The following is a 26,758-nucleotide window of genomic DNA, read 5'->3' on the forward strand; positions in this document are numbered from 1 at the left end:
TGCTAACGCGGCTAAGGATGGAGGGCCAACGACGCCGGTCCTGATAGTGGTCAGGTTCAACCGTGACTATTTCAAACCGACACCCGCATAGCGCAACTGAAGCCTGCAACAAGCAGCGGTCGGTCGCGCTGTAGACGATCGCTGTCGAGGTCTGGCAGGAACCAGGAAAGTCCCAAATTCGAACCAGCCACGGAAGGGAATTCCATGAAGAAGATGTCCACGCATGCGCGGAGGTGGTCCAGGCTTACTGGCAAAACTCTGGCGATCCTCTTGTTCGCAATCCCGGTACATGCACAGCCCAGTATGTCGGCGCCCTCAGGGTCGTCGGGGCCAGGGGCTGACATGAGACCGCCCGTTACCGATGCACAGCACGAGATGGCGCTCAGCGTATTGACTACGGCAATGGCGATCCTGCGGGACGATCAGCCGTTCGATCCTGCGCACACGATATTCGGCGTCAACGTTGCAGCAGCCCCTCTCAGCGGCTCCGTGGGTACAGAGTATTCCTTCGAAAATCCGGCATTTCCTCTTGCGTACATCACGCTGTTCGTGGAGGCGGACCCGCTCGACCAAACAGCCGATCGCACGAAGGCCAAACGGGTCCCAACCGTGTTCACGATCCGGTTCAGTCCACTGATGGACGGCATCACTCGGTCAACGCTGGAAGACCTGCTCCCCCTCGATATTGGATACTGGGTCGACAGACACGGTAACCGGCGGCCCGGCAATGACATGGGAGCAATACCGCCGCAGGTTCTTTTGCATCACTATCGCTACCGTGCTTTGAACCAGTCGACGAGCCGATTTCCCGTCAATGTCCAACTGGCCTTCGGCGACCCTGATCCGCATGATCTGACCGAAAACGCGCGCAAAACGCCGGTGCTGATGGACGTTATCCTGACTCGTGACTACTTCGCAGTGAGACGTAAGAGCCGCGAAAACAGCTCGTTTTAAGCAGCGAGCGACCGGGCATCGCCGGATACAGGACAGCAAACCTGCACACCCGCGAGATCCGAAATCAGCTACCGAATCCAACTCAATGAAGAAGATGCGTACGCATACGCAAGTGGTTCAAGCCTGTTGGCAGGACATGATGCTCCTCTCGTTCGTAACGCCGCACAGGCACCGCCCGATATGCCCACGCATCAGAACGATAGGAGCAAGCAACTGATATGACGCAACCAGTCACCGGCGCCCAGCGCAACACGGCGCTGAAGCTATTAACCACCGCAATGGCAATCCTGCGAGACGACCACCCATTCGATCGCGCGCTCGAAATATTCGGTCAAAACGTCGCCGCGACCCCTCTGCGGGGAACCGTAGGCACCGAGTATTCCTTCCAGAATCCCGCGTTCCCCCGCACGCAGATCACGCTATTCGTGACGGCCGATCCGGTCGCCCGAACGGCCAACCGCATGAAGGTGAAGCAAGTCCCGAGGGTCTTCACGATCCGGTTCAATCCAGTCATCGTGGGAATCCCCCGTTCGACCCTGGAAGATCTATTCCCTCTCGACATCGGATACTGGATCGATGGCGACGGCAATCAGCAACCCGGCAATGAAATGAGGCCTGTGCCGCAGCATGTTCTTCTGCATCACTATCGCTATCGCGCTTCGCATCAGCCGACGAGCCGTTTCCCGGTGGACGTCGACTTGACTTTCGGCCACCCCAACCCGCAACACGGGGAGCACGATGCACAGAAAACGCCGGTCCTAACGGATGTTCTTCTGACGCGCGACTATTTCAAGCAGACGCCGAAACGACGCAAACTAAATCCTGATTAACGGTCAATGAGTCGGCGCCGCATCGCTGAAAGCCACTCACGCGGCGGCGAATTCGCCCGACCGCAACACATCCGCGTCAAGATCGTTTGCGCTTCAACAGCCACGCGACGCCACCCGCCAGCGCAAGTGCCGCGCCGCCGTACACCGCATTGCGATGCCGGTCGGTGAACATCTCCCAACTGTGCGCGCGCGCTTCGTCGTCGAAGCGGCCATGAGCGCCGTAGTCGCCCGGCACAGGCTCATAGAGATTCGCGGGCGCATCGGCAGGCACAGGTTCGTCGCTCAATTGCCCGTCATAACCCGCACGCGCGAGATAGCGATCGAGCAGCGCCGGCGCTATCCGGTTCGCGAGTATGGCCTTGACGGTGGACCAGCCGACCCACACCTGCCGCCGCCGATGCGTGGCGGCAAAGTAAATGGCGCGCGCCGCCACTTCCGGCTGAAAAACCGGCGCGACCGGCCGCGCGCGGCGTCCGGTGCGATTGAGCGCCCAGTCGAATTGCGGTGTATTGACGGCGGGGAGATCGACCATCGTCAGGTGAATATCGAGCCGGTCATGAAGCAATTCGGAGCGCAACGAATCGGTGAAGCCGCGCACCGCGAACTTCGCTCCGCAATAGATCGATTGCAACGGCACCGACCTGTACCCGAGCGCCGAGCCGACATTGACTATCGTCCCCTGTCCGCGTTCGCGCATCAGGCGAAGCGCGGCGAGCATCCCATTGACCTGCCCGAGATAAGTCACCTGCGTGCCGCGTTCGATATCGCGCGCACCGAGCGCGGACACCGGCGCGAAGGCAGTAGCCATCGCGACGTTGACCCAGATATCGATGCCACCCAACTCGCGATTCACGCGCTCGGCGGCCTGCTGAATCGCATCGGCATCGGCAACGTCGGCCGGTAGCGCGAGCGCGCGAACCCCGTAGGTACCGCTGATTTCACTGGCCGCGCGTTCGAGCCGCTGTGGCTCACGTGCGATCAGGCCGACGTCATAGCCTTGTCGCGCGAATTCGGATGCGCTCGCGCGTCCAACGCCCGCGCTCGCGCCTGTAATGACGACGACGCCTTTGTGCTTTTCGTCAGTACTCCGGGCTTCGGTGTTTGTCGCTAAAGCGTGGCTCGCCACAGTCGCCTCCTCGAATGTCCGTCTGCTGAGTACTGGCGAGTAGCAATTCACGATCCCGGCTCGCGCGCATTCATCACGAGCCGATGGCGACACCCGGCTTTCTGCCGGCGGATATCGCGTGTCTGGGCCTGCACGTTACGATACGAGCGTTGCGCACCGCGTCGGCTGCGGCGCGCAATCATTCATTGTTGCGCTCAGGCCGGGGCGGTTTCGGTGTTCAGCTTCGACACCACACCGGTTTTCTCGTCGTAGCGATAACCTTGCTTCTCGAGATGAGCGCTGATCGTCTCGACGATGACCTGCTGCTGGGCCTCCTTGCGCAGCAGGTCATGATCCGGCTTGACCAGGCTCAGCTCGGCGGAAAGCCGGCGGCTCAAGGTTGCTTCGCCTGCGCCACGGGCCAGTACGACGATCGTCTTTTCGTTGGCCTGTGCCAGTTGCTGCTTCAGTCCGTTCGCGTAGTCGGACCATTTCTTCACGGTCTCCCGCGCTTCGGCAATCGCGGCGGCGTGCGTTTGCGCGTCGCGCGCAATCTGCGCCTTCAGTGCGTCGATTTCTTGCTGGTCGACCTCGGCCGCCGCTGCCGGCTCGTCGAGCGCGGGCTCGACGTTCGCCACCGCGCGCTCGGCGAGTTCGGCCGCGCGCTGCTGTTCGGCGTCGGCACGCTGCTGTTCGGCGTCCGCGCGTTGCTGTTCGGCCTCCGCGCGTTGCTGCGCCTCGGTGAGACTGGCCGACAACCTCGCGATTTCAGATGCATCCGCCTTGCGCTCATCGCTCAGGCTGCCCAGTTGCGCCTGCGCATGCTGCAGTTCGACCGCGGCCGCCTCCCGTTCGGCCTGCGCGCCGGCAACCTCGTCCCGGCGGGCCGCGTTTGCTTCCTGCTCGGCTTGCAGTTCCGCGCGAATCGCTTCGAGGTCGCGTTCCAGACGCGCGACCGCTTCCGCATGCGCAGCCGCGCGCTCCGCTTCGATTTCTTCAGTCGCCGCCGCGCGCTCGGCCGCTTCGGCCGGCTCTCCGGCCCGTTCGGCTTGTTCCGCCGCGCTCGTTTCGTGTTGAGCGGACGCTTCGGCCCGCGCGGCCAGCTCCGACAGCGCGCGCTCCAGTTCCGCTTCGAGATCGGCAACGCGCTCGGTAAGCTCCTGCACGCGCTTCTCGGCCGCGTCGGTTCGTTGCACCGCGAGCGCGATGTCCTCTTCGAGACCCGTCACGACATTGACCTTCTCCTCGTAGGAGTTCGCCAGTTGATCCAGTTGGCCTTGCAGCGCATCGAGTTCCTGGACGGTGTTTTGCAGCTCCGCGAGCGCGTCGTCGCGCTCGGTGCTGGCTTCTTCGACACGCTGACGCATCCCAGCGAGGCGTCGCGCCACCGCCCGTTCCGCCTCGTCCTGCGCGGAGGTCCACAGCCGGTCGAGCGCGTCGCGCATCGTGTCCGTCACACTGTCCGGCAACGCCGGGCGCTCGACGACCTGGGGCACGCGAGGCGCGCGCTTTTCGCGCCACTTGCGCAAGGCCGCGGCCACCGCGACCACCGAACCGGTGTGGACTTCGGACCAGATGGCCACCGGGGATACCGTCTGCCCCTCGTCCGCCATCCGGTTGGCAATTTCAGCTATCTGGTCGTCCGTGATCGTGATGTTGCTTGACATGTCTGCCTCGACAAAGTGCGCGTGGTGACGAATACCGTTTCGTCGTTCGGGCGGCAGGCGCGCGCAATTGCCCGCCTCGCATAGCTACGAATTGTCGGGTAATGCCGTGATGCTCAATCGCTCGAAAAGCCGGGTTTCGGGGGAGGTATTCATGGGATTGCCGCGCAGTCGGCGACAGTCCCGCCCGCGTGCGCGCAACTGCGCCGCAGCGGCTCGCGCCGTGGAAAAAGAAATGGCCGCAGCATCGGCTGCGGCCATTCAGTAGCGGTTCAGAGATCGGCGCGGTTTTAGCGCTCAGGCGCCGCTCGCATCGCGAAGCTCACACCACATTCATCGCCAGCGCACTCTCGCGATAGTGCTGGCTCGCTTTATCGGTGTCGCCCAGCTGCTCATGCAAGCGTGCCAGCGCGCGATGCGAGCGAATCTTCAGCGTCTCGTTGTCGGCCAGCTTCAGCGCCCGCTCCAGGAACGACTGCGCCTTGCCCCACAACTGCTGATGCAGACACAGCCGGCCTAGCGCGAACATCAGATCGGCATCTTCCGGCCGCTCGTTCTGCCACGCTTCCGCTTTCTGGATCAGCGGCAGCGCATCGCCGCCCGCGGTATCCGGGTAACGCCGCAACAGCCGCGCGTCCCAGTTCTGCGCAAGCGCTTCTTCGACGATCTTGCGCGCGTCCTGCGGACGGTTCAGCGCGACCAGCAACTCGGCGGCGACGTCGGCCAGACGCGGCGAATGACGCTCCGCCGCCGACAGCGAACTCCACAGTTCGAGCAGCGCATCGGCATTGTGACGCCGGTCGCGCAGCAGATTTTCCGCCGCCTGTTGACGCAGCCGCACCGCGACCGCCGGATGGATCGCCTCGCGCTTCTCCAGCATCTTGACGAGCTTGAGCACTTCGCTCCAGTTCTTCAGTTGCTGTTGCGCGCGCAGCGTGATCTGCTGCGCGTGGATGCGCCGCGCGCCCTGCGATTGCATTTCGGTCAGCGCGCTCAGCGCGCCGTCGGCGTCGCGGCCGTCGGCGCGCATGTCGGCGGTGGCCATCAGACGGGCATCCTGCCAGTCGGGCTGGTCGATCCGCGCGAGCCACTCGTCGCGCCGCCCGTATTCGCGCATCCGATGCGCGGCGGTGGCCCCGATCAGGCCGGCCGCGCCCTTGTTGTCGGCGCTTGCCAGTGCGTCCTTCGCAGCTTTTTCGGCGCGCGAGAAACGCCCCGCGTACAGATTCCCGATCGCGTCGCGCAGCGATGCGTGCGCCTTCGCGACGCGCGCGCGCGCACGGTACGCGGTCACGCGTTGCGGCATGCGCCAGATGTTGCGGATGATGCGCAGCAGCGCGTACAGCACGATGAACAGCACCACCAGGCCGACGACGAACAGATTCAGCGACATGTCGACGCGATACGGCGGATAGATCAGCATGATCTGCCCCGCGTCGAAGCGGCCGCCCACCGCGAGCACCACCGCGACGGCGAACAGCGCCGCGAGCCAAAGAAGTCCCCGGATCGCCATGATTAACCTCGATTCCGGTATTGATTGACGGCCTGCAGGCTCGTATCGAGGTTCGGCAACTCGACCGCGGCCGAACCGGCGTCCACCTGCTTCACCAGATCGATCACGGTCTGCGTGTCTTTCGACGACGCGTCGAAGTAGCGCGCGAGCGACGACTGCGCGGCCTGCAAATCGGACTTCAGCGTGGTCTGGTTGCGCGAGAGCAGCGCGAGCCGCGCCGACAGCAGACGCAGCTTCAGGTTCTGGCGCAGGAAATAGCCCTGGTCGGGCGCGACCAGCATCGCGTCGGCGTTGTCGATACGGCGTACCTGCACGAGGCTCGTCAACTGCTCGCCGATGCCGTGCGTGACTTCATCGATCCACACTTCCCAGCGCGGCTTGCCGGTGGCCGCCGCGACCTTCGCGGTATCGGCCCATGTGGCCGCGCGCGGCGTGGCGTGAGGAATCGGCGCTTCGCCCGACAGCGGCAGCGCGGCAACGTGATCGATCGCGTTGTCGAGCTTGATCGCGAGGCCGGTGAGATCGGTGGACGGCGCCGCCTTCAGCTTGTCGATGTCTTGCGCGATCGCCTTGCGCACCGCGACCGCCTGCGGGCTGTCCGACGCGGCGAGGCGCGTATCGGCGCTTTGCAGCGCGAACAGCGCGAGCTGCGTATTGCCGGTGAGTTGCAACTGCTGGCTTGCGGCCGACAGCATCTGCCCGACTTCCGCGAGCGTCCAGTCGTCGCGATTGCGCGCGAGATCCGCGTATTGCTGTTGCAGCGCCTGCTGCGCGGCCTGCGCATCGGCGAGCTTGCCTTCGAACTGCGCGACCTGCGAGTCGGCCTGATGCACGCTGGCGAGCGCCTGATCGAGCTTGATGCGCAGCTCGTTGGTCTGGGTATCGTTCGCCTGCTGACGCTGCGCGAGTTCCTGCTCGGTGCGCACCAGCTTGCGGTTCATCACGAAGCCGCCGGCACCGACCGCGCACGCGAGGATCACGACGACAGCCCAGAGCAGCGGCGCGCTCGTGCTGCGGCGCGTTTGCTGCGCTTCGTACGGCGTGAACGGTTGATTCGGCGGCAATGGAGCGGTTGCGGACGGCTGGGGCGAGGCGTTCGTGGAGGCGTTCGTTTCAGTCATGCGTGATTGAGCCGGTGAGTGAGCCGGTGAATGAGCCGGATTGGACGATACCGGTTGGACGACGGCCGGAACGGCGGCAACGACGGCGCGGACGATGCGCTCGTCGCCCGCGCCGGACACCGTAATCCTATCAAAACCCAATGCCCGCGCGGTTTGCGCGATGCGGGGGTGAGGCGCGACGAGAATCGCGTGTTTGAGCTGCGCGATTTCGTCGGCGGTCAGATGTTCATGCGCGAGCTCGTGCAGGTTGCGCACGCCTTCGGAACTCGTCAGCAGCCAGGCGTGCGGCTCGCCGGCAAGTAGTTGATGCACGCGCGCCCACGCGCCGATCGGCGGCTCCGGCACGATGCGCCGGTATGCGGCGACCGCGTCGACCTCGGCGCCGGCTTCGCGCAGCCGATCGGCGAGCCATTCGCGCCCGCCGTCACCGCGCACGATCAGCACGCGCTTGCCTTCGAGGCTGGCCGCGCCGAGCGATGCGTCGAGCGCGGCAAAGAGGCCTTCGGAGTCGAAGCCGGTGGCCTCGTCGGCGGCGCTGGCGGCGGGGCTGATCACACGGTGCGCAGGTGCTCCCACGCCGTGGCGCGCGAGTGCACGCACGCTGCCCGGGCCGACCACGCCGATCGGCAGCGCGTGCGGCCAGATCGCTGCGCTGCGGGCAAACGCGTGATCGACTGCGTTGGGCGACACGAACACGACGAGCGCATAGCGGTCGAGCGACGCGAGCGCGTCGCGCAAAGGCGCGTCGTCGAGCACCGGGGCGATATCGATAAGGGGAAACTCGAGGGTCGCGAGGCCGGCCATTTGGAGCTGTTGGATTAGCTCCCCCGACTGGCCCGCCGGCCGCGTGATCACGACCGTGAACGGCGCGTTGCGCGCAGCGGTGGCGCTCATCACTCGCCGGCCGCCGTTTGGTCCGCGGCCGGACCGCTCGCGGTACTGAGCGCGCGGATGATCTCGAGCGCGCCCTGCCGCACCAGCTCGTCGGCAACGTGCTGCCCCAGCGCGCGCGCCCGTTCGACGGTCGGCGCGGGCCCCGATGCCTGCGCGCTCAGCAGACGCTGACCATCGGGCGTCGCAACGATGCCACGCAGATGCAGCGCGCCGTCATGCCAGCTCGCGTGCGCGCCCAACGGCACTTCGCAACTGCCGCCAAGCACGCGCGAGACCATCCGCTCCGCCTCGACAGCCGCCGCCGTACGCTGATGATGCAGCGGCGCGAGCCATGCGGCGAGCTCGTCGCGGTCGGCGCGAATCTCGATGCCCAACGCGCCCTGTCCCGCGGTGGGCAAGCTGTCCTCCGGCTCCAGCAGCGCGCGGATGCGGTCCGCAAGACCGAGACGCTTTAAACCGGCCGCAGCCAGAATGATCGCCGCATAGTCGCCGCGATCGAGCTTGCCAAGCCGCGTGTCGAGATTGCCGCGCAGCGGCCGCACTTCGAGATGCGGATAACGCATCCGCAGCATCGCCTCGCGGCGCAGGCTCGACGTGCCGACCACCGCACCGGCCGGCAACGCGGCAAGCGAATCGAATTGATTGGAGACGAATGCGTCGCGCGGGTCCTCGCGCTCGATGATCGCCGACAGCGCGAAGCCGTCGGGCAACTGCATGGGCACGTCTTTGAGCGAATGCACCGCGAGGTCCGCGCGGCCGTCGGCGAGCGCCGCTTCGAGCTCCTTCACGAACAGGCCTTTACCACCGACCTTCGACAGCGTGCGATCGAGAATCTGATCCCCACGAGTTGTCATTCCGAGGATTTTTACGTCACAAGATGGATATAATTTGTGCAGCGCACACCGCACATACTCTGCCTGCCAGAGGGCCAGGCGGCTTTCTCGCGACGCAATCACAAGCGTGTGGGGTGGCGTGGAAAACGTCTCGGTAGTCATCAGCTTGCTGCTTGATCTCGGGATGGGATAACAATCAATGTTAGCACGCGACCCTGCGTCGAAAGGCGCCGCTGGCGCCGTGCTGACGCGGTATCGACGGGGGAGACGGGCTTCGCGTCACGCGCGAAAGCCCCCATCCAATTGCCTCGCACGGTCGTTCGCGCACCGGGCGGCGGCATGCGGGACGATGCAGTGCGGCGTTACGTGCTTCGACGGCACGCGCCCGCTGTTCGGCGCGGCGTATGAGCTCGCGTGGCGCTCTCTCCCTGCGTCGGGTTCGCGCTATTGGCAACGCGTGAAGCCGCTTGCATGTCGTCCGCCCCGCAGTCCCTTTTGCAGTTGTCCTTGCAGTTTCCTTTCAGTCGCTATTGGCAGTCGCTTCACAGTCTTGGTTGCACGCAGTTCACGTTGCAGTTGCTGGTTGCAGTTCCGCACGGCCAGTTCATCAATCAACAGGCTTTCCCCGAGGAAACCCATCGTGACGTCTTCCGGATCGGCGCGCCCCGCCCGCCGCAACACTGCCTCGCCCACCGTTCGCCCGGCCGATGCCGCGGCGCCCGACGCTTCCGCCATCGCAACAGCCGCCCCGCCGCGCGCCGCGAAAACACCGAAGCGGCCGAAGCTGAACGGCGAGCCGCAGCCCGTGTCCGCGGCCGCACCCGCTGCGCCGGCCGTCAAGAGCGCGTCGCGCACGCGCGAGAACAAAGACCATCCGCTGTTCCAGGACATCCGCTACCTGGGCCGCCTGCTCGGCGACGTGTTGCGCGAACAGGAAGGCGACGCGGTGTTCGACGTCGTCGAAACCATCCGCCAGGACGCGGTGCGCTTCCGTCGCGAGGACGACAGTGCCGCCGCGCAGGCGCTCGACAAGAAACTGCGCGCGCTGACGCCCGAGCAGACGGTCAGCGTGGTGCGCGCATTCAGCTATTTCTCGCACCTCGCGAATATCGCCGAAGATCGCCATCGCAACCGCCGTCATCGGATTCACGAGCTCGCCGGCTCGGCCTCGCAGCCGGGCACGATCGCGTTTGCGCTGGAGCGGCTCGCCGCGGCGGGCGCGGCCGCGACGCCGGTGTTGCAGCAGTTCTTCAACGACGCGCTGATCATGCCGGTGTTGACCGCGCATCCGACCGAAGTGCAGCGCAAAAGCATTCTCGACGCGCAGCACGATATCGCTCGGCTGTTGGCCGAGCGCGACCAGCCGCTGACCAACCGCGAGCGCGCGCACAACGAAGCGATGCTGCGCGCGCGTGTCACGTCGCTCTGGCAAACCCGGATGCTGCGCGATTCGCGCCTGACCGTCGCCGATGAAATCGAAAACGCACTGTCGTATTACCGCAGCACGTTCCTCGAAGAGCTGCCCGCCCTTTACACCGATATCGAGGAAGCACTGAAGGAGCATGGCGTCGAAGCACGTCTGCCGCCGTTCTTCCAGATGGGCAGCTGGATCGGCGGCGACCGCGACGGCAATCCGAACGTCACCGCCGAAACGCTCGAAAACGCGATCACGCGTCAGGCCGCGGTGATCTTCGAGCACTACATGGAGCAGGTGCACAAGCTCGGCGCCGAACTATCGGTGTCGAACCTGCTCGCCGGCGCGAGCGATGCGCTAAAGGAACTCGCGGCGACCTCGCCCGACCAGTCGCCGCACCGCACCGACGAGCCGTATCGCCGGGCGCTGATCGGCATATACACGCGGCTCGCGGCAAGTGCGCGCGTGCGCCTTGGCGAAGGCAGCGTGCCGCTGCGCAGCGCGGGCCGCGGCGCGGCGCCGATCCGGGCGATTCCGTACGACGACTCGGCCGAGTTCGTGCGCGACCTGCACGTGCTGATCGATTCGCTTGCCGAACATCACGGCGCGCCGCTCGCGGCCCCGCGCCTCGCGCCGCTCGCGCGTGCCGCCGAAGTGTTCGGCTTCCATCTGGCGAGCATCGATCTGCGGCAAAGCTCCGACATCCACGAGGCAGTGATCGCCGAATTGCTCAAGCGCGCGGGTGTCGAGGCCGACTATGCGGCGCTATCGGAAGCGGACAAGCTCGAGGTGCTGCTTGCCGAACTCGCGCAGCCGCGGCCGCTGCGCGTGCCGTATGCGGACTACTCGGCGCTCGTGAAGAGCGAGCTTGGCGTGCTGGAAGAAGCCCGCGCCACGCGCGAGAAATTCGGTGCGCGCGCGGTGCGCAACTACATCATTTCGCACACGGAGACTGTCAGTGATCTGGTCGAGGTGATGCTGCTGCAAAAGGAAACCGGCCTGTTGCGCGGACACCTCGGCGACGCGGACGACCCCGCGCGCGCGGGTCTGATGGTGATCCCGCTGTTCGAGACGATCCCCGACCTGCGCAACGCGCCGCACATCATGCGCGACCTGATCGCGCTGCCGGGTATCGACGCGCTGATCGAGCATCAGGGCAACCAGCAGGAAGTGATGCTCGGCTATTCGGATAGCAATAAGGACGGCGGCTTTCTCACGTCGAACTGGGAGCTGTATCGGGCCGAACTCGCGCTGGTCGCGCTGTTCAACGAGCGCGGCCTGACGCTGCGGCTCTTTCATGGCCGCGGCGGCACCGTCGGCCGTGGCGGCGGCCCGACCTATCAGGCGATCCTGTCGCAGCCGCCTGGCACCGTCGACGGTCAGATTCGCTTGACCGAGCAGGGCGAGGTGATCGCGAGCAAGTTCGCCAATCCGGAGATCGGCCGGCGCAATCTGGAAACGGTCGTCGCAGCGACGCTCGAAGCATCGCTACTGCCGCACGACCATGCGTCCGCGGAGCTGCCGGTGTTCGAGGAAACGATGCAGCAGTTGTCGGATGCGGCGATGGCGTCGTATCGCGCACTCGTCTATGAAACACCGGGCTTCAAGGAGTATTTCTTCGAGTCGACGCCGATCGCGGAGATCGCCGAGTTGAACATCGGCAGCCGCCCCGCTTCGCGCAAACTCCAAGATCCGAAGCAGCGCAAGATCGAAGATCTGCGCGCGATTCCCTGGGGCTTTTCCTGGGGTCAATGCCGGTTGCTGTTGACCGGCTGGTACGGCTTCGGCAGCGCGGTCGCCGAGCATCTGGACAGCGCGCCGAGCGAGGCCGAACGCACGCGCCGTCTCGCGCTGCTAAAGAAGATGCACAAGAACTGGCCGTTCTTTTCGAATCTGCTGTCGAACATGGACATGGTGCTCGCGAAGACCGATCTCGCAGTCGCGTCGCGCTACGCGGCGCTCGTCACCGACAAGAAGCTGCGCAAACACGTGTTCGAGCGGATCGTGGCGGAATGGGAGCGCACGTCGAAGGTGCTCTCCGAGATCACCGGCAAGGGTGAGCGGCTGGCCGAAAATCCGCTGCTCGCGCGCTCGATCAAGAACCGCTTTCCGTATCTGGATCCGCTCAATCATCTGCAGGTCGAGCTGCTCAAACGTTACCGCGCGGGCGACACGAACGCGCGCGTGCGGCGCGGGATTCATTTGAGCATCAACGGGATTGCCGCGGGGCTGCGTAATACGGGTTGAGGTTTTGCCAGGTCTTCACCAGCAAAAACGCCGGCGCGACACGCGCGGTCGCCCGGTGAACGGAAACCATGCCGCTGCCGCCCGAGGGAGGCGCACTGGGCCGCGTCTCAGCGGCGCCCTCCCCTTGCGAACCATCGATGCCAACATTTCCCGGACAGCCAGACGACGATGCTGATCGGCACTACGGTTAAAAAGGCAACCAGCAATTTATAGGTTGCGTCCAACATCTCCGCGGATCCGTCGTCGAGAGGATTCACGGTGGTGAACTGATAAGCCAATGCGGCGAGCGTGGAAGATTCCGGAAACAGATTGTCAGAGTACGACCATGCAATGACGTATAAAAGGATTAGGACTAGTTCAACGGCGAACCATAAGGTTATTCGCTGCAGGGTCTTCATTCCACCAAGACCTCTCCATAAAATCTTATATCCGTTCCCGGAATAAGAGATCCTCTGTCAGCACGTAGCATCGCCTTGATCACGTTAAAGTCGGCGGGATCGATAATCGTGATGCAGCCCTTACTGAGCGTACCGCTATGAAGACGAAAATTGCCACGTCTTACGTTGGCGCAGAACGTCTCGTCATCGATTCGCCCATCGGCGGCATATAGCGCAAACCAGTCCTGGTGGCGAAGTACTCTGTCCCACAACCAACCCAATCGTCCCCCGGACTGTCGATCCACAATATAGTACGTTCCCGGCGAAATGGCTCCAAGGTCTGGCAGGCAGGAATAGAGCTTCTTATTAATGTGATTGCCAATACCGGAAAATGCGGGAAATGAAAACCCAGTTATTTCAAATGTGCTAATTGGTTCTTCGTTGAGTTCGAACGTGCAATGATGCATGGATTTGTCTCAGCAGAATGTATGAAATTTCGTCTCACTGAGAATTGTTGCACAAACATTTTTGGGATAGTGCATTCAAAAAAACAATTCGAGAATTCGATCCTGTTCTGTCGTCTCCTACTGCCGCGCAAGCACGACTTCGTGGCAAGCGTGACATGCGCGACTGCACGCCAGCGCTCGCGCGAGGGGGCGAGGCTACGCATCGCGCGATTTGCGCCGCTACAATAGAGCGCGCCATGTACCAGTACAATCCAAGCAATTATTCTGGTATCTCCACTACCCCTCCACGCGCCGCCCGACTCGCATGACCACGCCGTCTTCCGCCGCTCATCCGCCGCCGCTCGATGCCACGCCGGCCCGCGCGCTCGGGGATTTCATCCGGGCTCACCGCGAGCGGCTGTCGCCGCAGGCGGTCGGTTTGCCGCCGGGGCCGCGCCGCCGCACGCCCGGTTTGCGGCGTGAGGAAGTCGCGCAGCTGTGCGGCGTGAGCCCGACCTGGTACACGTGGATCGAACAGGGCCGGCCGGTGTCCGCATCGGCCGATGCGCTGGCGCGCATCGCCGTCGCGTTGCATCTGTCGCGCGCCGAGCGCGCGTATCTGTTCGAGCTGGCCGCGCAGCGCGATCCCGCCGAGCCCGACTCCGCCGCCGCCGACGCGCCCTCCACGCTGCTCGAGACCGTGCAGCTCGTGAACACGCCCGCCTACGTGCTCGACCGGCAGTGGAATGCGCTCGCATGGAACGAGCTCGCGGCCGGCCTGTTCGTCGGCTGGCTCGACGGCGCGCACGACCGCAATCTGTTGCGCTATACGTTCACCGAGCCGGCGGCGCGCGCGTTGATCGTCGATTGGGAAACGCGCGCGCGGCGCCTTGCCGCGGAGTTCCGCGCCGATTCGATCCGGCATCTGACCGACCCGCCGACGCGCGCGCTGATCGATGCGCTGTCCGCCGCGAGCGACGAGTTCGCGCGCTTCTGGGCGTCGCAAGACGTGGGCGGACGCGAGGGTGGCCGGCGCGAATTCAACCATCCGCGCGATGGCCGCGTCGTCTATGACCAGATCACGTTCAAGCCCGCGCATCGCGAGGATCTGAAGCTGGTGGTGCTGATGCGGGAATAGCCGCCGGCGCGGCAGCCGCGGCGTCTGGAGCAGCCGCGCGCGGTGTTAAAATCCCCCTCTTTCCTTGCCGCGGCGGCGCTTTGCACGGCACGTGCATCCGCGTTGTCAGCCTCTTCACCGCTCGCTTTTAACCGCCCAACACCATGACGTCCCAACTGCACAAAAAAGGCGAAGCCTGGTCGGCTCGCTTCTCGGAGCCGATGTCGGAGCTCGTCAAACGCTACACGTCGTCGGTCTTCTTCGACAAGCGGCTGGCGTTCGTCGACATCGAAGGGTCGCTCGCCCACGCGTCGATGCTGGCCGCGCAGAAGATCATTTCCGCCGACGACCTCGCCGCGATCCAGCGCGGCGTGGCGCAGATCAAGGGTGAAATCGAGCGCGGCGAATTCGAATGGCTGCTCGATCTCGAAGACGTGCACCTGAATATCGAAGCGCGCCTGACCGCGCTGATCGGCGATGCCGGCAAGCGTCTGCATACCGGCCGCTCGCGCAACGACCAGGTCGCGACCGATATCCGTCTGTGGCTGCGCGGCGAGATCGACCGTATCGGTGACCTCCTCACCGCGCTGCGCACCGCGCTTATCGATATCGCCGAGAAGAACGCGTCGACCATCATGCCGGGCTTCACGCATCTGCAAGTCGCGCAGCCGGTCACGTTCGGCCATCACCTGCTTGCGTACGTCGAGATGTTCTCGCGCGACGCCGAGCGCATGATCGACTGCCGCAAGCGCGTGAACCGTCTGCCGCTCGGCGCGGCCGCGCTGGCCGGCACCAGCTACCCGATCGACCGTCACGCGGTCGCCAGCACGCTCGGCTTCGACGGCATCTGCGCGAACTCGCTCGATGCGGTGTCCGACCGCGACTTCGCGATCGAATTCACGGCCGCCGCCGCGCTCGTGATGACACACGTATCGCGCTTCTCGGAAGAACTGGTGCTGTGGATGAGCCCGCGCGTCGGCTTTATCGATCTGGCCGACCGCTTCTGCACCGGCTCATCGATCATGCCGCAGAAGAAGAACCCGGACGTGCCCGAACTCGCGCGGGGCAAGACCGGCCGCGTGAACGGCCATCTGATGGCGCTGCTCACGCTGATGAAGGGCCAGCCGCTCGCGTACAACAAGGACAATCAGGAAGACAAGGAGCCGCTGTTCGACACCGTCGATACGGTCGCCGATACGCTGCGCATCTTCGCTGAAATGGTCGCCGGTATCACGGTCAAGCCGCAGGCGATGCGCGACGCGGCGCTGCAAGGCTTCTCGACCGCGACCGATCTGGCCGATTACCTGGTCAAGCGCGGTCTGCCGTTTCGCGACGCGCACGAAGCGGTCGCGCTCGCGGTGCGCGTGTGCGCCGATCGCGGTTGCGATCTCGCGGACCTGACGCTCGATGAAATGCGCGACGAGCTGCCTGGCGTCGCGCATCTGATCGGCGAGGACGTGTTCTCGTATTTGACGCTCGAAGGGTCGGTGGCAAGCCGCAATCATCCGGGCGGCACCGCGCCCGAACAGGTGCTGGCCGCGGCGAAGGCCGCGCGCGACGCGGCGCATCGAAGCTAAAAGAAAGCCCGCGACAAGCGGGCTGAAAAAGACTTCCACCGATGCCTCGCGGAGAGGCTCCCGGAGTGTAGGCGGGTTTGCGCCCGCTGACCAATTCGCGGATATTTCCGGTCATTACAGCAACGCGTGAAGCACTGCATGCGCAAGCACGCAACGGCCGAACGCCAATTGAATCGCGGCCGTTTTTGACTACCATCAAGACAGGTCCTTTTCGCGCTGCTCGCCGACGATGCTCTCCTACACTCTTCCCCGTTTCCTGCGCCGCGCGAATTGGTTGTGCACGCCGCGCACCGTGCTCGCCGGCATCGCGCTCGTCACCGCTTCCGGCTGCACGATTACGACGCTGACGCCGCACGAAACCGTGAACACGCCAGTGGCCGCGATCAACAGCGCGACGCTCGATCAATATCGCGACGCGGTCGCGCGGCGCATCGTCGAGCGCAATCCGTCGTACGTGCTGCAAGGCAAGCCGCAGGCGATGCTGCGCTCGCTGGTGGTGGTGTCATTCACCGTCGATCGCTACGGACACATCGTGCAGTCGTCGGTCTATCGGACCAATGGCGACGACGAAGCCGAAAGCACCGCGCTCGCGACGCTGCGCCGCTCGGCGCCGCTGCCGACGCCGCCCGGCAAGCTGCTGAACGGCCGTGGCCAGCTCGAAATGTTCGAGGACTGGCTGTTCAACGACAACGGCAAGTTCCAGTTGCGCGAGCTGGCGGCACCGCAAGCGGAGACTTTCGACTAAGGCTCGACCGACCTTCGTCGCAACCGGGACTGCGCACGACCTCACGCCGCCATTGCTGCGCGCGGGCGCCGCTCGCTATAATTTTCCGATCCGTTGCGCCGGCAATCATCCGGCATCGCTCACGCCGCCCGCACACCCGCCGGCGCGGCGCGCCAGCTTCGACTATTTCAACAAGGACGCCGCACCAACACGCCCCGCCTGCGTTCGAAAACGCACGGCGGCAAGCGGCGTCACGACATAGGGAGACCCTGCATGTCCACTTCGCCGATTTCCGCGGCCCAGCCCGCTGGCGGGCAAAACAGTAGCGCGCGGATCATCTTTGCAAGCTTCATCGGCACCGCAATCGAGTTCTACGATTTCTACGTCTACGCGACGGCCGCCGCGCTCGTGATCGGGCCGGTGTTCTTCCCGCACGGCTCGGCCACCGCGCAGGCGCTATCGGCATTCGTCACGTTCGGCATCGCTTTCGTCGCGCGGCCGATCGGCTCGTTCCTGTTCGGCCACTTCGGCGACCGCATCGGCCGTAAGTCGACGCTCGTCGCATCGCTGCTGGTGATGGGCGTGTCGACCACGCTGATCGGCTTCGTGCCGGGCTACGACGCGATCGGCAGCCTCGCACCGATCCTGCTGTGCGTGCTGCGCTTTGGCCAGGGCATCGGCCTCGGCGGCGAATGGGGCGGCGCGGCGCTGCTCGCGACCGAGAACGCGCCGGCCGGCAAGCGCGGCTGGTTCGGCATGTTCCCGCAGCTCGGGCCTTCGATCGGCTTTCTCGCGTCCAACGGGCTGTTCTTTGCGTTGGCGCTGTCGCTGTCGGACGAACAGTTCCGCAGCTGGGGCTGGCGCGTGCCGTTCATCGTCAGCTCTCTGCTGGTCGCGCTCGGCCTGTACGTGCGCCTGAAGATCGCCGAGACGCCGGCGTTCAGGGCCGCGATCGAGCGCAAGGAACGCGTGCGCGTGCCGATCGCGACCCTGTTCTCGCAGCACTGGGTGCCCACCCTGCTCGGCGCGCTGGCGATGGTGGTCTGCTACACGCTGTTCTACAACGCGACGACGTTCTCGCTGTCGTACGGCGTCGGCATGCTGCACATTCCGCGGCAAACGTTCCTCGGCCTGCTGTGCGTCGCGGTCGTGTTCATGGCGCTCGCCACCCCGCTGTCGGCCCGCGCGAGCGACCGCTTCGGCCGCAAGCCGGTGCTGATCGTCGGCATCATCGCGGCGATCCTGTCGGGCTTCACGATGGCGCCGCTGCTCGGTAGCGGCGAGCCGCTGCTCGTACTGCTGTTCCTCGTAGTCCAGCTGTTTCTGATGGGCGTGACCTTCGCGCCGATGGGCGCGCTGCTGCCCGAACTGTTTCCGACCAACGTGCGCTATACCGGTGCTGGTGTGGCGTACAACCTCGGCGGGATCCTGGGTGCGTCGGTCGCGCCGTATATCGCCCAGGTGCTCGCCGCGCACGGCGGGCTGCCGTGGGTCGGCGCGTATGTGTCGGTCGCGGCCGCGGTGAGCCTGATTGGCGTGCTCTGCATGCGCGAAACGCGCGATGAAAGCCTGATGAAATGATGCGGCGCCTGGTGGCGGAATCGATCTTTCGCCGCTATGCGTGTGTGACTGTCCGATGCCGTCACGCGCGACATCGGGCAACTCTTCCTCGACGTTCCTAACCAGGTCTTGCCTGGGTAAATCCCCCGCCTTGCGCGTCTTTTTGGCTTGCCTATACTCCGCTCTATAACCCTATGGAAAACAGGGAGACGCGTATGGCCGTCCATCTTCACAATGCCGATATCGTGATCATCATCGCGCTCGCATTGCTTGGCGCGCTACTGCTCGCGCTGCGCTTCCGGCCCGCGACGTGGAAAGGCATCGTGGTCGAAGCGCTCGCCGCGAACGCCGCGGCCATCGCCGCGGTCGTCGCGTTTGAAATGCTGATCGCCTGAGCGTCGCCGCAACGGTGAACACGCGTCGTCAGACTCAGCGGTAGTAGCCGTGATGGTAGTAACCACCGCCGCCATAGTAGTAGCCCGGCGCGGGCGCGATCACGCAACCGCCTAGTACCGATGCGAGCAGCGTGCCGGCGACGAGAGTCAGGATCAAGCGTTTCATGTTGTTCTCCATCGAGTCAGATTGATTCGAGCAAAACCCCGAATGACCCGATTGGACACGAGGCGGCCCCCCGCGAGCGTTGCCATTTGTAAGGGATGATCACCGGGGTGTTACAGGATCGGCGCGCCGGATTCGATCGGTATCCCGCCCGCGCGCTACTCTTGCGGTATGACGTCGGCATCGCGGGATACACCGTCTGCACTGGGTTGAGCATGCTGTCGCCGCGCATGCGTTGCTGGCTGCGTCTGCGCTATGCGATGCACGGCCTTTCGGGCACGGCGGCTAAGCGTCCACGGCGCGTGCGTCGTGGACCTGGGTAATGCGCGAAGCAGGCACCGCCCATATCGGTGTCCAACGAAAAGCGACAGATTTAACAGCCGTGTAATCGATTGCTCTGCACGTGTTGTTTCGGGACGTGGGCGCTGGTGAGCGCGCGACGACGCAAGCCGCCCTGATGGACAAACCGCCCGTCGCGGCTGTTTTGTTTACGCCAAACGATTGCGCGAGAGCACCAGAAAGAACTGCCCGGTATCAGGCGGCGGGAGCGCCGTGCTGCACCGCGAACGACTCCGAATCCGCATGCACGTAGTCGATCGCCTCGAGCACCGCGCTGACCGGCGGCACCGAGCGGCCGTCGCCGATCGAGGTCGAGCGAAACGGCGCTTCGACGCCGCAATGCGACGGCGACGTGGCGACGAAGATCATCACGGTGCGCTTCTGCAGCGCGTGCGCGAGGTGCACGAAACCCGTGTCGGTACCGACGACGAGCGCGCACGCGTCGATCATCTGCGCGACTTCCGTCACGCTCATCGACGGCAGCACGGTCGCGCCGGGTACCTGCGCGGCGATCTGCTCGGCCTCGGCGCGCTCGCCGGCCGAACCCCACGGCAGCACCACGCGAAAACCCCGCTCGCTCAGCACACGGCCCACTTCCACCCAATGGGTGAGCGGCCATTTTTTATCGTCTTTGGAGGTCGCGTGAAAGAACGCCGCGACGGGCGCGCTTTCTCCCGCGAATGGCGGCGTGGCCGCGTCCGGCAGGCGCAGGTTATAGAGGGGCGGCCCTTGCACTTCGTAGCCGAGCGCCTCGCCCGCGCTGATGCGCATGCCGTGCCACGCATTGCCTTGGGGACGCGGGCCGAAGCGCCCGGTATAGGCGAATGCGGCGCCGCGCTCGCCGAGGTCCTGCGACTGATAGCCGATGCGCCGCGACGAGCGCGCGAGAAAAGCGATGATCGCGCTCTTGTAGACGCCGTGGATGTCGATGATGTGGTCGTAGCGATAAGCGCGCAGCTCGGCAATAGAGGCCCAGATCGCTTTCAGATCGCCCCAGCGGCGCGCCTTCTTGAAGCGGCGCAGCGGCGCGCGCAGCACGCGGTCGACGCCTGTGCTCCAGTGCACGAGATCCGCGAACGCTTCGTCTGCCGCCCAATCGACCTGTACGCCAGGGAACGCGCGTTTGATGTCGGCGACGACCGGCAAAGCCTGCACGATGTCCCCGAGTGAAGTGACCTTGACGATGAGAATTCGCTTCATGAGGCCGGTTCTTGGTTTGAGATTCCGGCTATTTTAGCTGACGACTCCGCAAGGACCGGTAGAAGAGCCCAAGCGCGCGTGCGGCGGTGAATACGGAGCGTTACAGCGGGCTTCGCGCCGCCGCTGTCCATCGGCGCGGGTTTCGACAATGTGCTGCGGACGCAGACAACCACGCGCGGCGCGTAGTGAAGCGCTGGCGGCCCGCTTATGCGTTTAGCGATGCGCTCATCGATACGTTGAACGATGAGCGATCGACGCGGCGATCACGCCCAATGTCCCGGCATCCAGCGATAGTGCAACGGATTATTTCGATTGGGAGACGGTGAACAACGGCGGGAACAGGACTTTGCGCGGCAGCAGAGCGCGCCGTGACGCGATGCGACCCGAGGCGACGCGCCGCCCATCATCCGAGCCAGCCGCGAGACTAACCCGCGGCCACGCCGAACGGTCAGACCTGCGGTATCTCGATCTTGACTTCGAGCACTTCGAGATCGTCCTGACGCTCGAGGCTCACGCGGATATCGTCATCGGAAATCTTCACGTACTTCGAGATGACGGCCACCAGTTCGCGTTGCAACGCAGGCAGATAATCGGCCGGCGCATGACCGCCGGCGCGCTCGTGCGCAATGATCAACTGCAGGCGTTCCTTCGCTACCGACGCGGACTTCTTTTTCTCGCCCAGCAAAAACGAAAGAATCGACATGACGTGCGCTCCCCTTACTTGGTGCCGAAGAGGCGCTGCAGCAGCCCGGGCTTCTGGTAATCGGTAAAGCGAAGCGATTTCTGCTCGCCGAGGAAACGCGATACGACGTCCTTATACGCTTCGGCCACGTCCGTGCCGTCGAGGTGCACGGCCGGCAACCCCTGGTTGGACGCGTGCAGCACGGCTTCCGATTCCGGAATGACGCCGATCAGATCGATGCGCAGAATCTCCTGGATGTCGGTGAGCGACAGCATTTCGCCTTCGCTGACGCGCTTCGGGTTGTAGCGTGTGATCAGCAGATGTTCCTTGATCGGCTCCCTGGCTTCGATCGCGCGCTTGGTCTTCGACGACAGGATGCCGAGAATGCGGTCGGAGTCGCGTACCGACGACACCTCCGGATTGGTCACGATCAGCGCTTCGTCGGCGAAATGCATCGCAAGCAGCGCGCCCGATTCGATCCCGGCCGGCGAATCGCAAATGATGTATTCGAAGTCCATCGCGATCAGATCGTTGATGACCTTCTCGACGCCTTCCATCGTCAGCGCGTCCTTATCGCGCGTCTGCGAAGCCGGCAGGATGAACAGGTTCTCGCACTTCTTGTCCTTGATCAACGCCTGGTTCAGATTCGCTTCGCCCTGGATCACATTGATCAGGTCATACACGACGCGGCGCTCGCAGCCCATGATGAGATCGAGGTTCCGCAGGCCGACGTCGAAGTCGATCACGGCGGTCTTGTGTCCGCGCAGCGCGAGCGCCGACGCAAAACTCGCGCTCGTGGTCGTCTTGCCCACGCCACCCTTGCCCGAAGTCACCACAATGATTTTTGCCATTACCCTTACCTTGTGTTCGTCAAATGCGTCAATTGATGCGCGGCCGGCTTCGCCGTGAACGCCGCATGCCGTCATCGCGTGAGGCAGCGCCCTTCACGTCGCCTTACGTGAGCCGCAGCGGTTCGATCATCAGTTTTTCTTCTTCGAGCCAGATCTGCACCGGCTTGCCGTGCACCTCGGCCGGCAGCGGGTTTTCGGTCGTTCGATAGATGCCCGCGATCGAGATCAGTTCTGCTTCGAGACACGTGCAGAAGATGCGCGCGTCGTGATTGCCCTGCACGCCGGCCAGTGCGCGCCCCCGCAGTGGCGCATAGATATGGATGTTGCCTTCGGCGATCACCTCGGCGCCGTAGCTCACCAGACCGAGCACGACGAGATCGCCCTTTGCGTAGATGCGCTGGCCGGAGCGCAGCGGCTTGTCGACCACCATCGTTTGCGGCGACGTGGCGAGCCGCACCGGCTCTGCGGCGGGCGCGGGTTCGACCGTGGCGGCAGCGCCGGGGCCGTCTGTCGTGGAGGCCGTTGCAGTGCTCGTGGATGCGCCTGCCGGTTCATCGGTGGCCGGAGCCGCCGCGGTGCTGGCGGCTCGCGCTCCTGCCGCGCTGTCGTCGTCCAGTTGTTTGCCCGGGGCGCCGCGGCGGTCGCGCGCTTCGAGCAGCGGCAACGCCGTTTCGCCCGCCCACGACTGCTCGGCATTCGCGACCACGCCGATCGGCCGCATGCGCACGCTGTCGAGCAACTGCGCGATGTCGGCGAGCGGTACACGCTCGTCGCCGGTGAGACGCCGCACGTCGATCGCGACGACGTCATTGGCGAAGAATTCGGGAGTCGCCTCGAAGCGCCGCGTCAGTTCGGCACGCATCGCATCGAGGTCGGTCGTCTTGACCACGAACATGAGCGTGTCGACGGAACCGCTGCGAAGTTCGAAAAAGGGCGATTTCTTGGGCGACATAGCGTTCGGCAAAAATTTTGCGTATTTTACAGGCGTACACGCGCGGGGCCAGTCTTTTTGCCGCGAGAATCTGCTGTTGGAAGGGTGTTGCGCCGCTGGTCGCCGTCGATGCGGTGCAGGCCACGCGCCGTGTGCGAATCGTGGAGGTCGTGCAGTACACGCTAACGCGGTTGTGAAACACGGACGGCAACGGTGGCCGCCAAAGCGGCTATCGACGCAAACGGCTCGGGAGATAGGCGTAAGACAAAGGTGAGCGGCGCTGCTACGCACCGCTCGCGCGATCACGGCTGATGCGTGTTCGACGTAGCGGGCACGTGGCGCACCAGCAGACTTTCGACCTGCTCGGGTGCGCGCTCGACGCGCCGGTGTTCGCCGGTCGGGCCGAAGCCGAGCGCCTCGTAAAAGCGCATCGCGTTGCGATTGGCGTCGGCGACCCACGCGTAGATCTGGGTGGCGCCCGCGCCCGCCAGCCAGTTGCTTGCGGTATCGACGAGGAGTTCGCCGCCGCGCAGATGACGCACGGCCGGTGCGACCCACAGCTCGCAAACGAATGCGCGGTGCGCGGCGGTGTCGTCGAAATGCGCTTCGATCAGGCCGGCCGGATGGCCCTCGGTGTACAGAATGAAGGTACCGACGAACTGCGAGACCGCGTGATGGGCGGCGGTGGCGTTGAAACTGTCCGCGTCGGCCGACAGCGCGTCCTCGAGTGTCGCGCCGAACGCATAAGGCGCCTCGCGCAGCGACGCAGTACGGAGTTCGCGAAAAACGGCGCCCTGATCAGCGGCGATGCGGCGAACGGTCAATGACGGACTCATGCAGACGAAAACCCCTTGAAACCCTAACACGTAGCTTTAACCGAACCGGCGCGCGAGTCAATTTTTATTATTGACCACAACAGGCGGCCGCGAGAAGTGTTCGTATCGGGCGCGACTCGTCGAGGCGGCCGTTCATATCGCCGCATCGGCTGCAAGCTTCGCATCGGCCGCGGCACGCTCGCCGCGCGCCGGTGGCGTTGCCCGCCACGCGCTCACGGCGCCTCATAGCGGCCGGTGCCGTCCGGCCACGGCGTCAACAGTTCATAGCCGTCGTCGGTCACCGCGACCATGTGCTCCCATTGCGCGGACAGCGAGCGGTCCTTCGTGACCACGGTCCAGCCGTCGCGTTGCACCGACGTGCCGGCGCGGCCCGCGTTGATCATCGGCTCGATCGTGAAGACCATGCCGGGCTTCAGACGCACGCCCTGCCCCGGCTGGCCGTAGTGCAGCACCTGCGGATCCTCGTGATACACACGGCCGATGCCGTGCCCGCAATAGTCCCGCACGATCGAAAAGCCGTCGCGCTGCGCGACCTTCTGGATCGCGTAGCCGATGTCGCCGAGCGTCGCGCCCGGCTTCACCTGGCGGATACCGGCCACCATCGCCTCGTAGGTCGTGTCGACCAGTTGTCGCGCGACCGGGCTCGGCTCACCGACGCAGTACATGCGGCTGGTGTCGCCGAAATAGCCGTCCTTGATGATCGCGACGTCGATGTTGATGATGTCGCCGTCTTTCAGAATCTCGCTGCGATTCGGGATGCCGTGGCATACCACGCTGTTGACCGACGTGCAGACGGTCTTCGGGAAGCCCAGATAGCCGACATTGGCCGCAATCGCCTTCTGCGTGTTGACGATGTAGTCGTTGCACAGCGCGTCGAGCTCGTCGGTGGATACGCCGGCCCTCACATGCTCGCCGATCATTGCCAGTACGTCGGCCGCGAGGCGGCCGGCGATGCGCAGGCTCGCGATGTCGTCAGGGGTCTTGTAGGTAATCGCCATGAATTCAATCGATGTGGATCGCGGGGAAAACGCGAGGTAGTTCTAGTGTCCGGCGAAGCGATTTCGCCGAATCGATCGGGCGATTGTACAGAGGATCGTCGGGAAGCCCGCCGCGAACGACCCAATGTGGTGCAAGCAGTCGGCGCGCGGCGAGCGCATCGGGCGTGAAAATCGGCATGGCGGCGGGCTTATCGCTCCGTCGTTTCGAACTGGAAACAACCGCGACAGAAGTCGTTCCAGGCCAACATCCTTGCGCTGAATGCGGCGCTCGAAGCCGCGCGCCACGCTAAGCCTTGCCGGTCATCTCCGGCGCAATGGACGCGTGGTTCAGCAAGCCGACCAGCGCGGTCCCGCCGATCACGTTGCCGAGCAAGGTGGGCGCGAGAAACCGCAGCAGATAGTCCTGCACCGACGCGTTGCCGCGCAGCACCACGTACGCAGCCTCCACCGAGCCGGCGATCACGTGCGACAGATCGCAGACGGCGACCACATAGGTGAGCAACGCGACGATCAGTACCGCCGCGGACTTGGCGTTGGGCAGCAGCCAGACCATCAGCGCGATCAGCCAGCCCGCCAGCACCGCCTTGAGCGTCGTCGTCGCAAACGCTGCCTGGAACGGCGCCTGCCCCAAATGATCGAGAACCGGTGCGAGCTTTTCTGCAAAAGCCGTGGGCGCCGCGAGCATGCCCGCGAAAATCCACGTGCCGACCAGGTTGGCGGCCAGCACGATGACCCACAGCCGCAGCGCGCAGGCGGCGGTGTGCAGATCGCGCCGGGTCAGGACCGGCAGCAGCACGGTGAGCGTGCTTTCGGTGAACAGTTGCTGGCGCCCGAGCACGACGATGATGAAACCGACGCAGTAGCCGGCCGCGCTGATCAGCGACGCGCCTTCGTGGCCCGACGGGGCCTTGTCTTCCAGCACGGCCTGGGTCAGAAACGAAAAGCCCATCGACAGCCCGGCAGCCAGCGCGGACCACACAAGCGCCAGCGGCTTGCGCGCCAACGCGGTCTCGCCTTCCTCGCGAACGATCTCGTGAATGACCAGCGCGTGTGGCGAGCTATGCGCGGCGGCCTGGTCGCGCTGCTCGTCATCGAGGTGGGGAGACGCGTGCCCTGCGGCTTGTCCGTCGTTTTTGTCGGGTTGCTTGGCCATGTTCGACTCTCTGTTTGTCTTGCCGCGGTTCGGACGCGGCGCCGCCGCGGGATCGCGGGATGCTGTCCCGTAGCAAACGGCGGTCCGCGCGCGCAGCGGCCGAGGCAGAGCAATTGCCGCACGCTAACGCAGACAATTCCGGCTAGCCGTGTATCGCGCTGCCGATCATGCGCGCGGCTCACGACTGCAGCCCGCGGCCCTAACGTCGCGACGCATCAACAGGAGGCGCGATGAACCTTCAAAAAGAGTTCGAATCGCTAGCCAAGGCTGAGGAAGACATCCGGCTCGCCGACGAACGCATCGAACAGCAGCGGCGGCTGACCGAACAGTTGAAGCGTGACGGCCATGACACTTCCACCGCGCTGGAGGTTCTCACGGTGCTGTGCGAAACGCGCGAGGCGATGGTGAATCACAAGGAGCTCATCGTCGAGCACATCCGCAGGATCACGAGCGAACAGAACAAAGCCTGAACGGGCCGCCGTGTCGCGATTCGTCGAAGCTCGGATGCCGTTGCGTCAGGCGATTTTCGTCACCATGAACCAGAAGATCGCGACGAACGCGAAGAACGCGATCACGCCAAGCCCGATCCACCATGCAAAGAAGCGCCAATAGGCGGGCGGCAGCGCCGCGTGCGCGTCATCGCTGTCGCGGGCGAGTGCGGACAGCCGGACTTGCAGCCACACCACCGGTAGCCAGCACGCGATCGCTAGCGCGTAGAGGCCGATCGACCACGCGAGCCATCGGCTCGCAACCGGCATGCCGGATAGCCTGACCAGCGCAAAGCCTGTTGCTGGCTGCACGATCACGGTCGGCGTCGTAAATAGCCAGTCGGCG

The 26,758-nt window shown here is 64.7% G+C and carries 26 protein-coding genes; 9 read left to right on the forward strand and 17 right to left on the reverse strand.

Annotated features, from left to right (window positions below):
• The first annotated feature begins 342 nt into the window (after nucleotides 1-342).
• The gene (locus tag VGH68_RS23205; protein ID WP_331606051.1) at nucleotides 343-954 is read left to right on the forward strand and encodes a hypothetical protein; all 612 of its coding nucleotides are present in this window, start codon (nucleotides 343-345) and stop codon (nucleotides 952-954) included.
• Between the two features lie 218 nt (nucleotides 955-1,172).
• On the forward strand, nucleotides 1,173-1,784 hold the full coding sequence (locus VGH68_RS23210) for a hypothetical protein (RefSeq protein WP_331606052.1): 612 nt from the start codon (nucleotides 1,173-1,175) through the stop codon (nucleotides 1,782-1,784).
• 76 nt (nucleotides 1,785-1,860) lie between these two features.
• On the opposite strand, the gene VGH68_RS23215 is transcribed toward VGH68_RS23210, so the two are convergent.
• The 6 genes from VGH68_RS23215 to VGH68_RS23240 form a co-directional block, all read right to left on the reverse strand.
• On the reverse strand, nucleotides 1,861-2,838 hold the full coding sequence (locus VGH68_RS23215; RefSeq protein WP_414696977.1) for an SDR family oxidoreductase: 978 nt from the start codon (nucleotides 2,836-2,838) through the stop codon (nucleotides 1,861-1,863).
• A 266-nt stretch (nucleotides 2,839-3,104) separates the two neighbouring features.
• A complete protein-coding gene (locus tag VGH68_RS23220) occupies nucleotides 3,105-4,556 on the reverse strand; it encodes a DNA-binding protein (RefSeq protein WP_331606054.1) in 1,452 nt (483 codons plus the stop codon).
• A 319-nt stretch (nucleotides 4,557-4,875) separates the two neighbouring features.
• Nucleotides 4,876-6,066, reverse strand: a complete 1,191-nt coding sequence (locus VGH68_RS23225; protein ID WP_331606055.1) for a heme biosynthesis protein HemY — start codon at nucleotides 6,064-6,066, stop codon at nucleotides 4,876-4,878.
• Nucleotides 6,067-6,068: 2 nt separating this feature from the next.
• The gene (hemDX, locus tag VGH68_RS23230; RefSeq protein WP_331606056.1) at nucleotides 6,069-8,081 is read right to left on the reverse strand and encodes a fused uroporphyrinogen-III synthase HemD/membrane protein HemX; all 2,013 of its coding nucleotides are present in this window, start codon (nucleotides 8,079-8,081) and stop codon (nucleotides 6,069-6,071) included.
• Nucleotides 8,081-9,076: a hydroxymethylbilane synthase gene (gene hemC, locus VGH68_RS23235; RefSeq protein WP_331606057.1), complete on the reverse strand. Its 996-nt coding sequence runs from the start codon at nucleotides 9,074-9,076 to the stop codon at nucleotides 8,081-8,083. The genes hemDX and hemC overlap by 1 nt, the downstream gene beginning before the upstream one ends.
• A gap of 282 nt (nucleotides 9,077-9,358) precedes the next feature.
• Entirely contained in the window at nucleotides 9,359-9,754 is a 396-nt protein-coding gene (locus VGH68_RS23240) for a hypothetical protein (protein ID WP_331606058.1), read from the reverse strand.
• Here VGH68_RS23240 and ppc point away from each other — a divergent pair.
• Entirely contained in the window at nucleotides 9,720-12,575 is a 2,856-nt protein-coding gene (gene ppc, locus VGH68_RS23245; protein WP_331606059.1) for a phosphoenolpyruvate carboxylase, read from the forward strand. The genes VGH68_RS23240 and ppc overlap by 35 nt on opposite strands.
• Nucleotides 12,576-12,682: 107 nt before the next feature.
• Here the strand turns inward: ppc and VGH68_RS23250 are convergent, their stop codons facing one another.
• Both VGH68_RS23250 and VGH68_RS23255 read right to left on the reverse strand, forming a co-directional pair.
• Nucleotides 12,683-12,973, reverse strand: coding sequence for a hypothetical protein (locus tag VGH68_RS23250; RefSeq protein WP_331606060.1), 291 nt, complete (start codon nucleotides 12,971-12,973; stop codon nucleotides 12,683-12,685).
• Complete coding sequence (locus VGH68_RS23255) at nucleotides 12,970-13,419, reverse strand: DUF2778 domain-containing protein (RefSeq protein WP_331606061.1); 450 nt, start codon at nucleotides 13,417-13,419, stop codon at nucleotides 12,970-12,972. Before VGH68_RS23255 ends, VGH68_RS23250 begins: the two co-directional genes overlap by 4 nt.
• Before the next feature lie 304 nt (nucleotides 13,420-13,723).
• Here VGH68_RS23255 and VGH68_RS23260 point away from each other — a divergent pair, with 304 nt between their 5' ends.
• The 5 genes from VGH68_RS23260 (at nucleotide 13,724) to VGH68_RS23280 (ending at nucleotide 18,771) form a co-directional block, all read left to right on the forward strand.
• Complete coding sequence (locus VGH68_RS23260) at nucleotides 13,724-14,536, forward strand: helix-turn-helix transcriptional regulator (protein WP_331606062.1); 813 nt, start codon at nucleotides 13,724-13,726, stop codon at nucleotides 14,534-14,536.
• A 143-nt stretch (nucleotides 14,537-14,679) separates the two neighbouring features.
• Nucleotides 14,680-16,092 (forward strand): argininosuccinate lyase, encoded by a 1,413-nt coding sequence (gene argH / locus VGH68_RS23265; protein ID WP_331606063.1) that lies wholly within the window; start codon nucleotides 14,680-14,682, stop codon nucleotides 16,090-16,092.
• A 229-nt stretch (nucleotides 16,093-16,321) separates the two neighbouring features.
• Nucleotides 16,322-16,837, forward strand: a complete 516-nt coding sequence (locus tag VGH68_RS23270) for a TonB family protein (protein WP_331606064.1) — start codon at nucleotides 16,322-16,324, stop codon at nucleotides 16,835-16,837.
• Nucleotides 16,838-17,089: 252 nt separating this feature from the next.
• Entirely contained in the window at nucleotides 17,090-18,397 is a 1,308-nt protein-coding gene (locus VGH68_RS23275) for an MFS transporter (protein ID WP_331606065.1), read from the forward strand.
• Between the two features lie 194 nt (nucleotides 18,398-18,591).
• Nucleotides 18,592-18,771, forward strand: a complete 180-nt coding sequence (locus tag VGH68_RS23280) for a hypothetical protein (protein ID WP_331606066.1) — start codon at nucleotides 18,592-18,594, stop codon at nucleotides 18,769-18,771.
• Nucleotides 18,772-18,805: 34 nt separating this feature from the next.
• On the opposite strand, the gene VGH68_RS23285 is transcribed toward VGH68_RS23280, so the two are convergent.
• The 8 genes from VGH68_RS23285 to VGH68_RS23320 all read right to left on the reverse strand — a co-directional run bounded on the left by VGH68_RS23285 (nucleotide 18,806) and on the right by VGH68_RS23320 (nucleotide 25,924).
• Nucleotides 18,806-18,937 (reverse strand): hypothetical protein, encoded by a 132-nt coding sequence (locus VGH68_RS23285; protein ID WP_331606067.1) that lies wholly within the window; start codon nucleotides 18,935-18,937, stop codon nucleotides 18,806-18,808.
• A 531-nt stretch (nucleotides 18,938-19,468) separates the two neighbouring features.
• Nucleotides 19,469-20,473, reverse strand: coding sequence for a lipopolysaccharide heptosyltransferase I (waaC, locus tag VGH68_RS23290; protein ID WP_331606068.1), 1,005 nt, complete (start codon nucleotides 20,471-20,473; stop codon nucleotides 19,469-19,471).
• A 448-nt stretch (nucleotides 20,474-20,921) separates the two neighbouring features.
• Nucleotides 20,922-21,176, reverse strand: coding sequence for a cell division topological specificity factor MinE (minE, locus tag VGH68_RS23295; protein WP_094783024.1), 255 nt, complete (start codon nucleotides 21,174-21,176; stop codon nucleotides 20,922-20,924).
• Between the two features lie 14 nt (nucleotides 21,177-21,190).
• Entirely contained in the window at nucleotides 21,191-22,006 is an 816-nt protein-coding gene (gene minD / locus VGH68_RS23300) for a septum site-determining protein MinD (protein ID WP_331606069.1), read from the reverse strand.
• Nucleotides 22,007-22,109: 103 nt separating this feature from the next.
• The gene (gene minC / locus VGH68_RS23305; RefSeq protein ID WP_331606070.1) at nucleotides 22,110-22,958 is read right to left on the reverse strand and encodes a septum site-determining protein MinC; all 849 of its coding nucleotides are present in this window, start codon (nucleotides 22,956-22,958) and stop codon (nucleotides 22,110-22,112) included.
• Nucleotides 22,959-23,239: 281 nt separating this feature from the next.
• Nucleotides 23,240-23,773, reverse strand: a complete 534-nt coding sequence (locus VGH68_RS23310; protein WP_331606071.1) for a GNAT family N-acetyltransferase — start codon at nucleotides 23,771-23,773, stop codon at nucleotides 23,240-23,242.
• Nucleotides 23,774-23,985: 212 nt separating this feature from the next.
• A complete protein-coding gene (gene map, locus VGH68_RS23315; protein ID WP_331606072.1) occupies nucleotides 23,986-24,771 on the reverse strand; it encodes a type I methionyl aminopeptidase in 786 nt (261 codons plus the stop codon).
• Nucleotides 24,772-25,057: 286 nt separating this feature from the next.
• Entirely contained in the window at nucleotides 25,058-25,924 is an 867-nt protein-coding gene (locus VGH68_RS23320) for a formate/nitrite transporter family protein (protein ID WP_331606073.1), read from the reverse strand.
• Nucleotides 25,925-26,154: 230 nt separating this feature from the next.
• Here VGH68_RS23320 and VGH68_RS23325 point away from each other — a divergent pair, with 230 nt between their 5' ends.
• Nucleotides 26,155-26,394 (forward strand): hypothetical protein, encoded by a 240-nt coding sequence (locus VGH68_RS23325; RefSeq protein WP_331606074.1) that lies wholly within the window; start codon nucleotides 26,155-26,157, stop codon nucleotides 26,392-26,394.
• Nucleotides 26,395-26,439: 45 nt separating this feature from the next.
• Here VGH68_RS23325 and VGH68_RS23330 read toward each other — a convergent pair.
• The coding region (locus tag VGH68_RS23330; RefSeq protein WP_331606075.1) for a DUF2269 domain-containing protein at nucleotides 26,440-26,758 on the reverse strand (319 nt) is incomplete at its 5' end.

Origin of the sequence: Paraburkholderia sp. (assembly GCF_036488505.1) — a bacterium.
Taxonomy (GTDB): domain Bacteria; phylum Pseudomonadota; class Gammaproteobacteria; order Burkholderiales; family Burkholderiaceae; genus Paraburkholderia.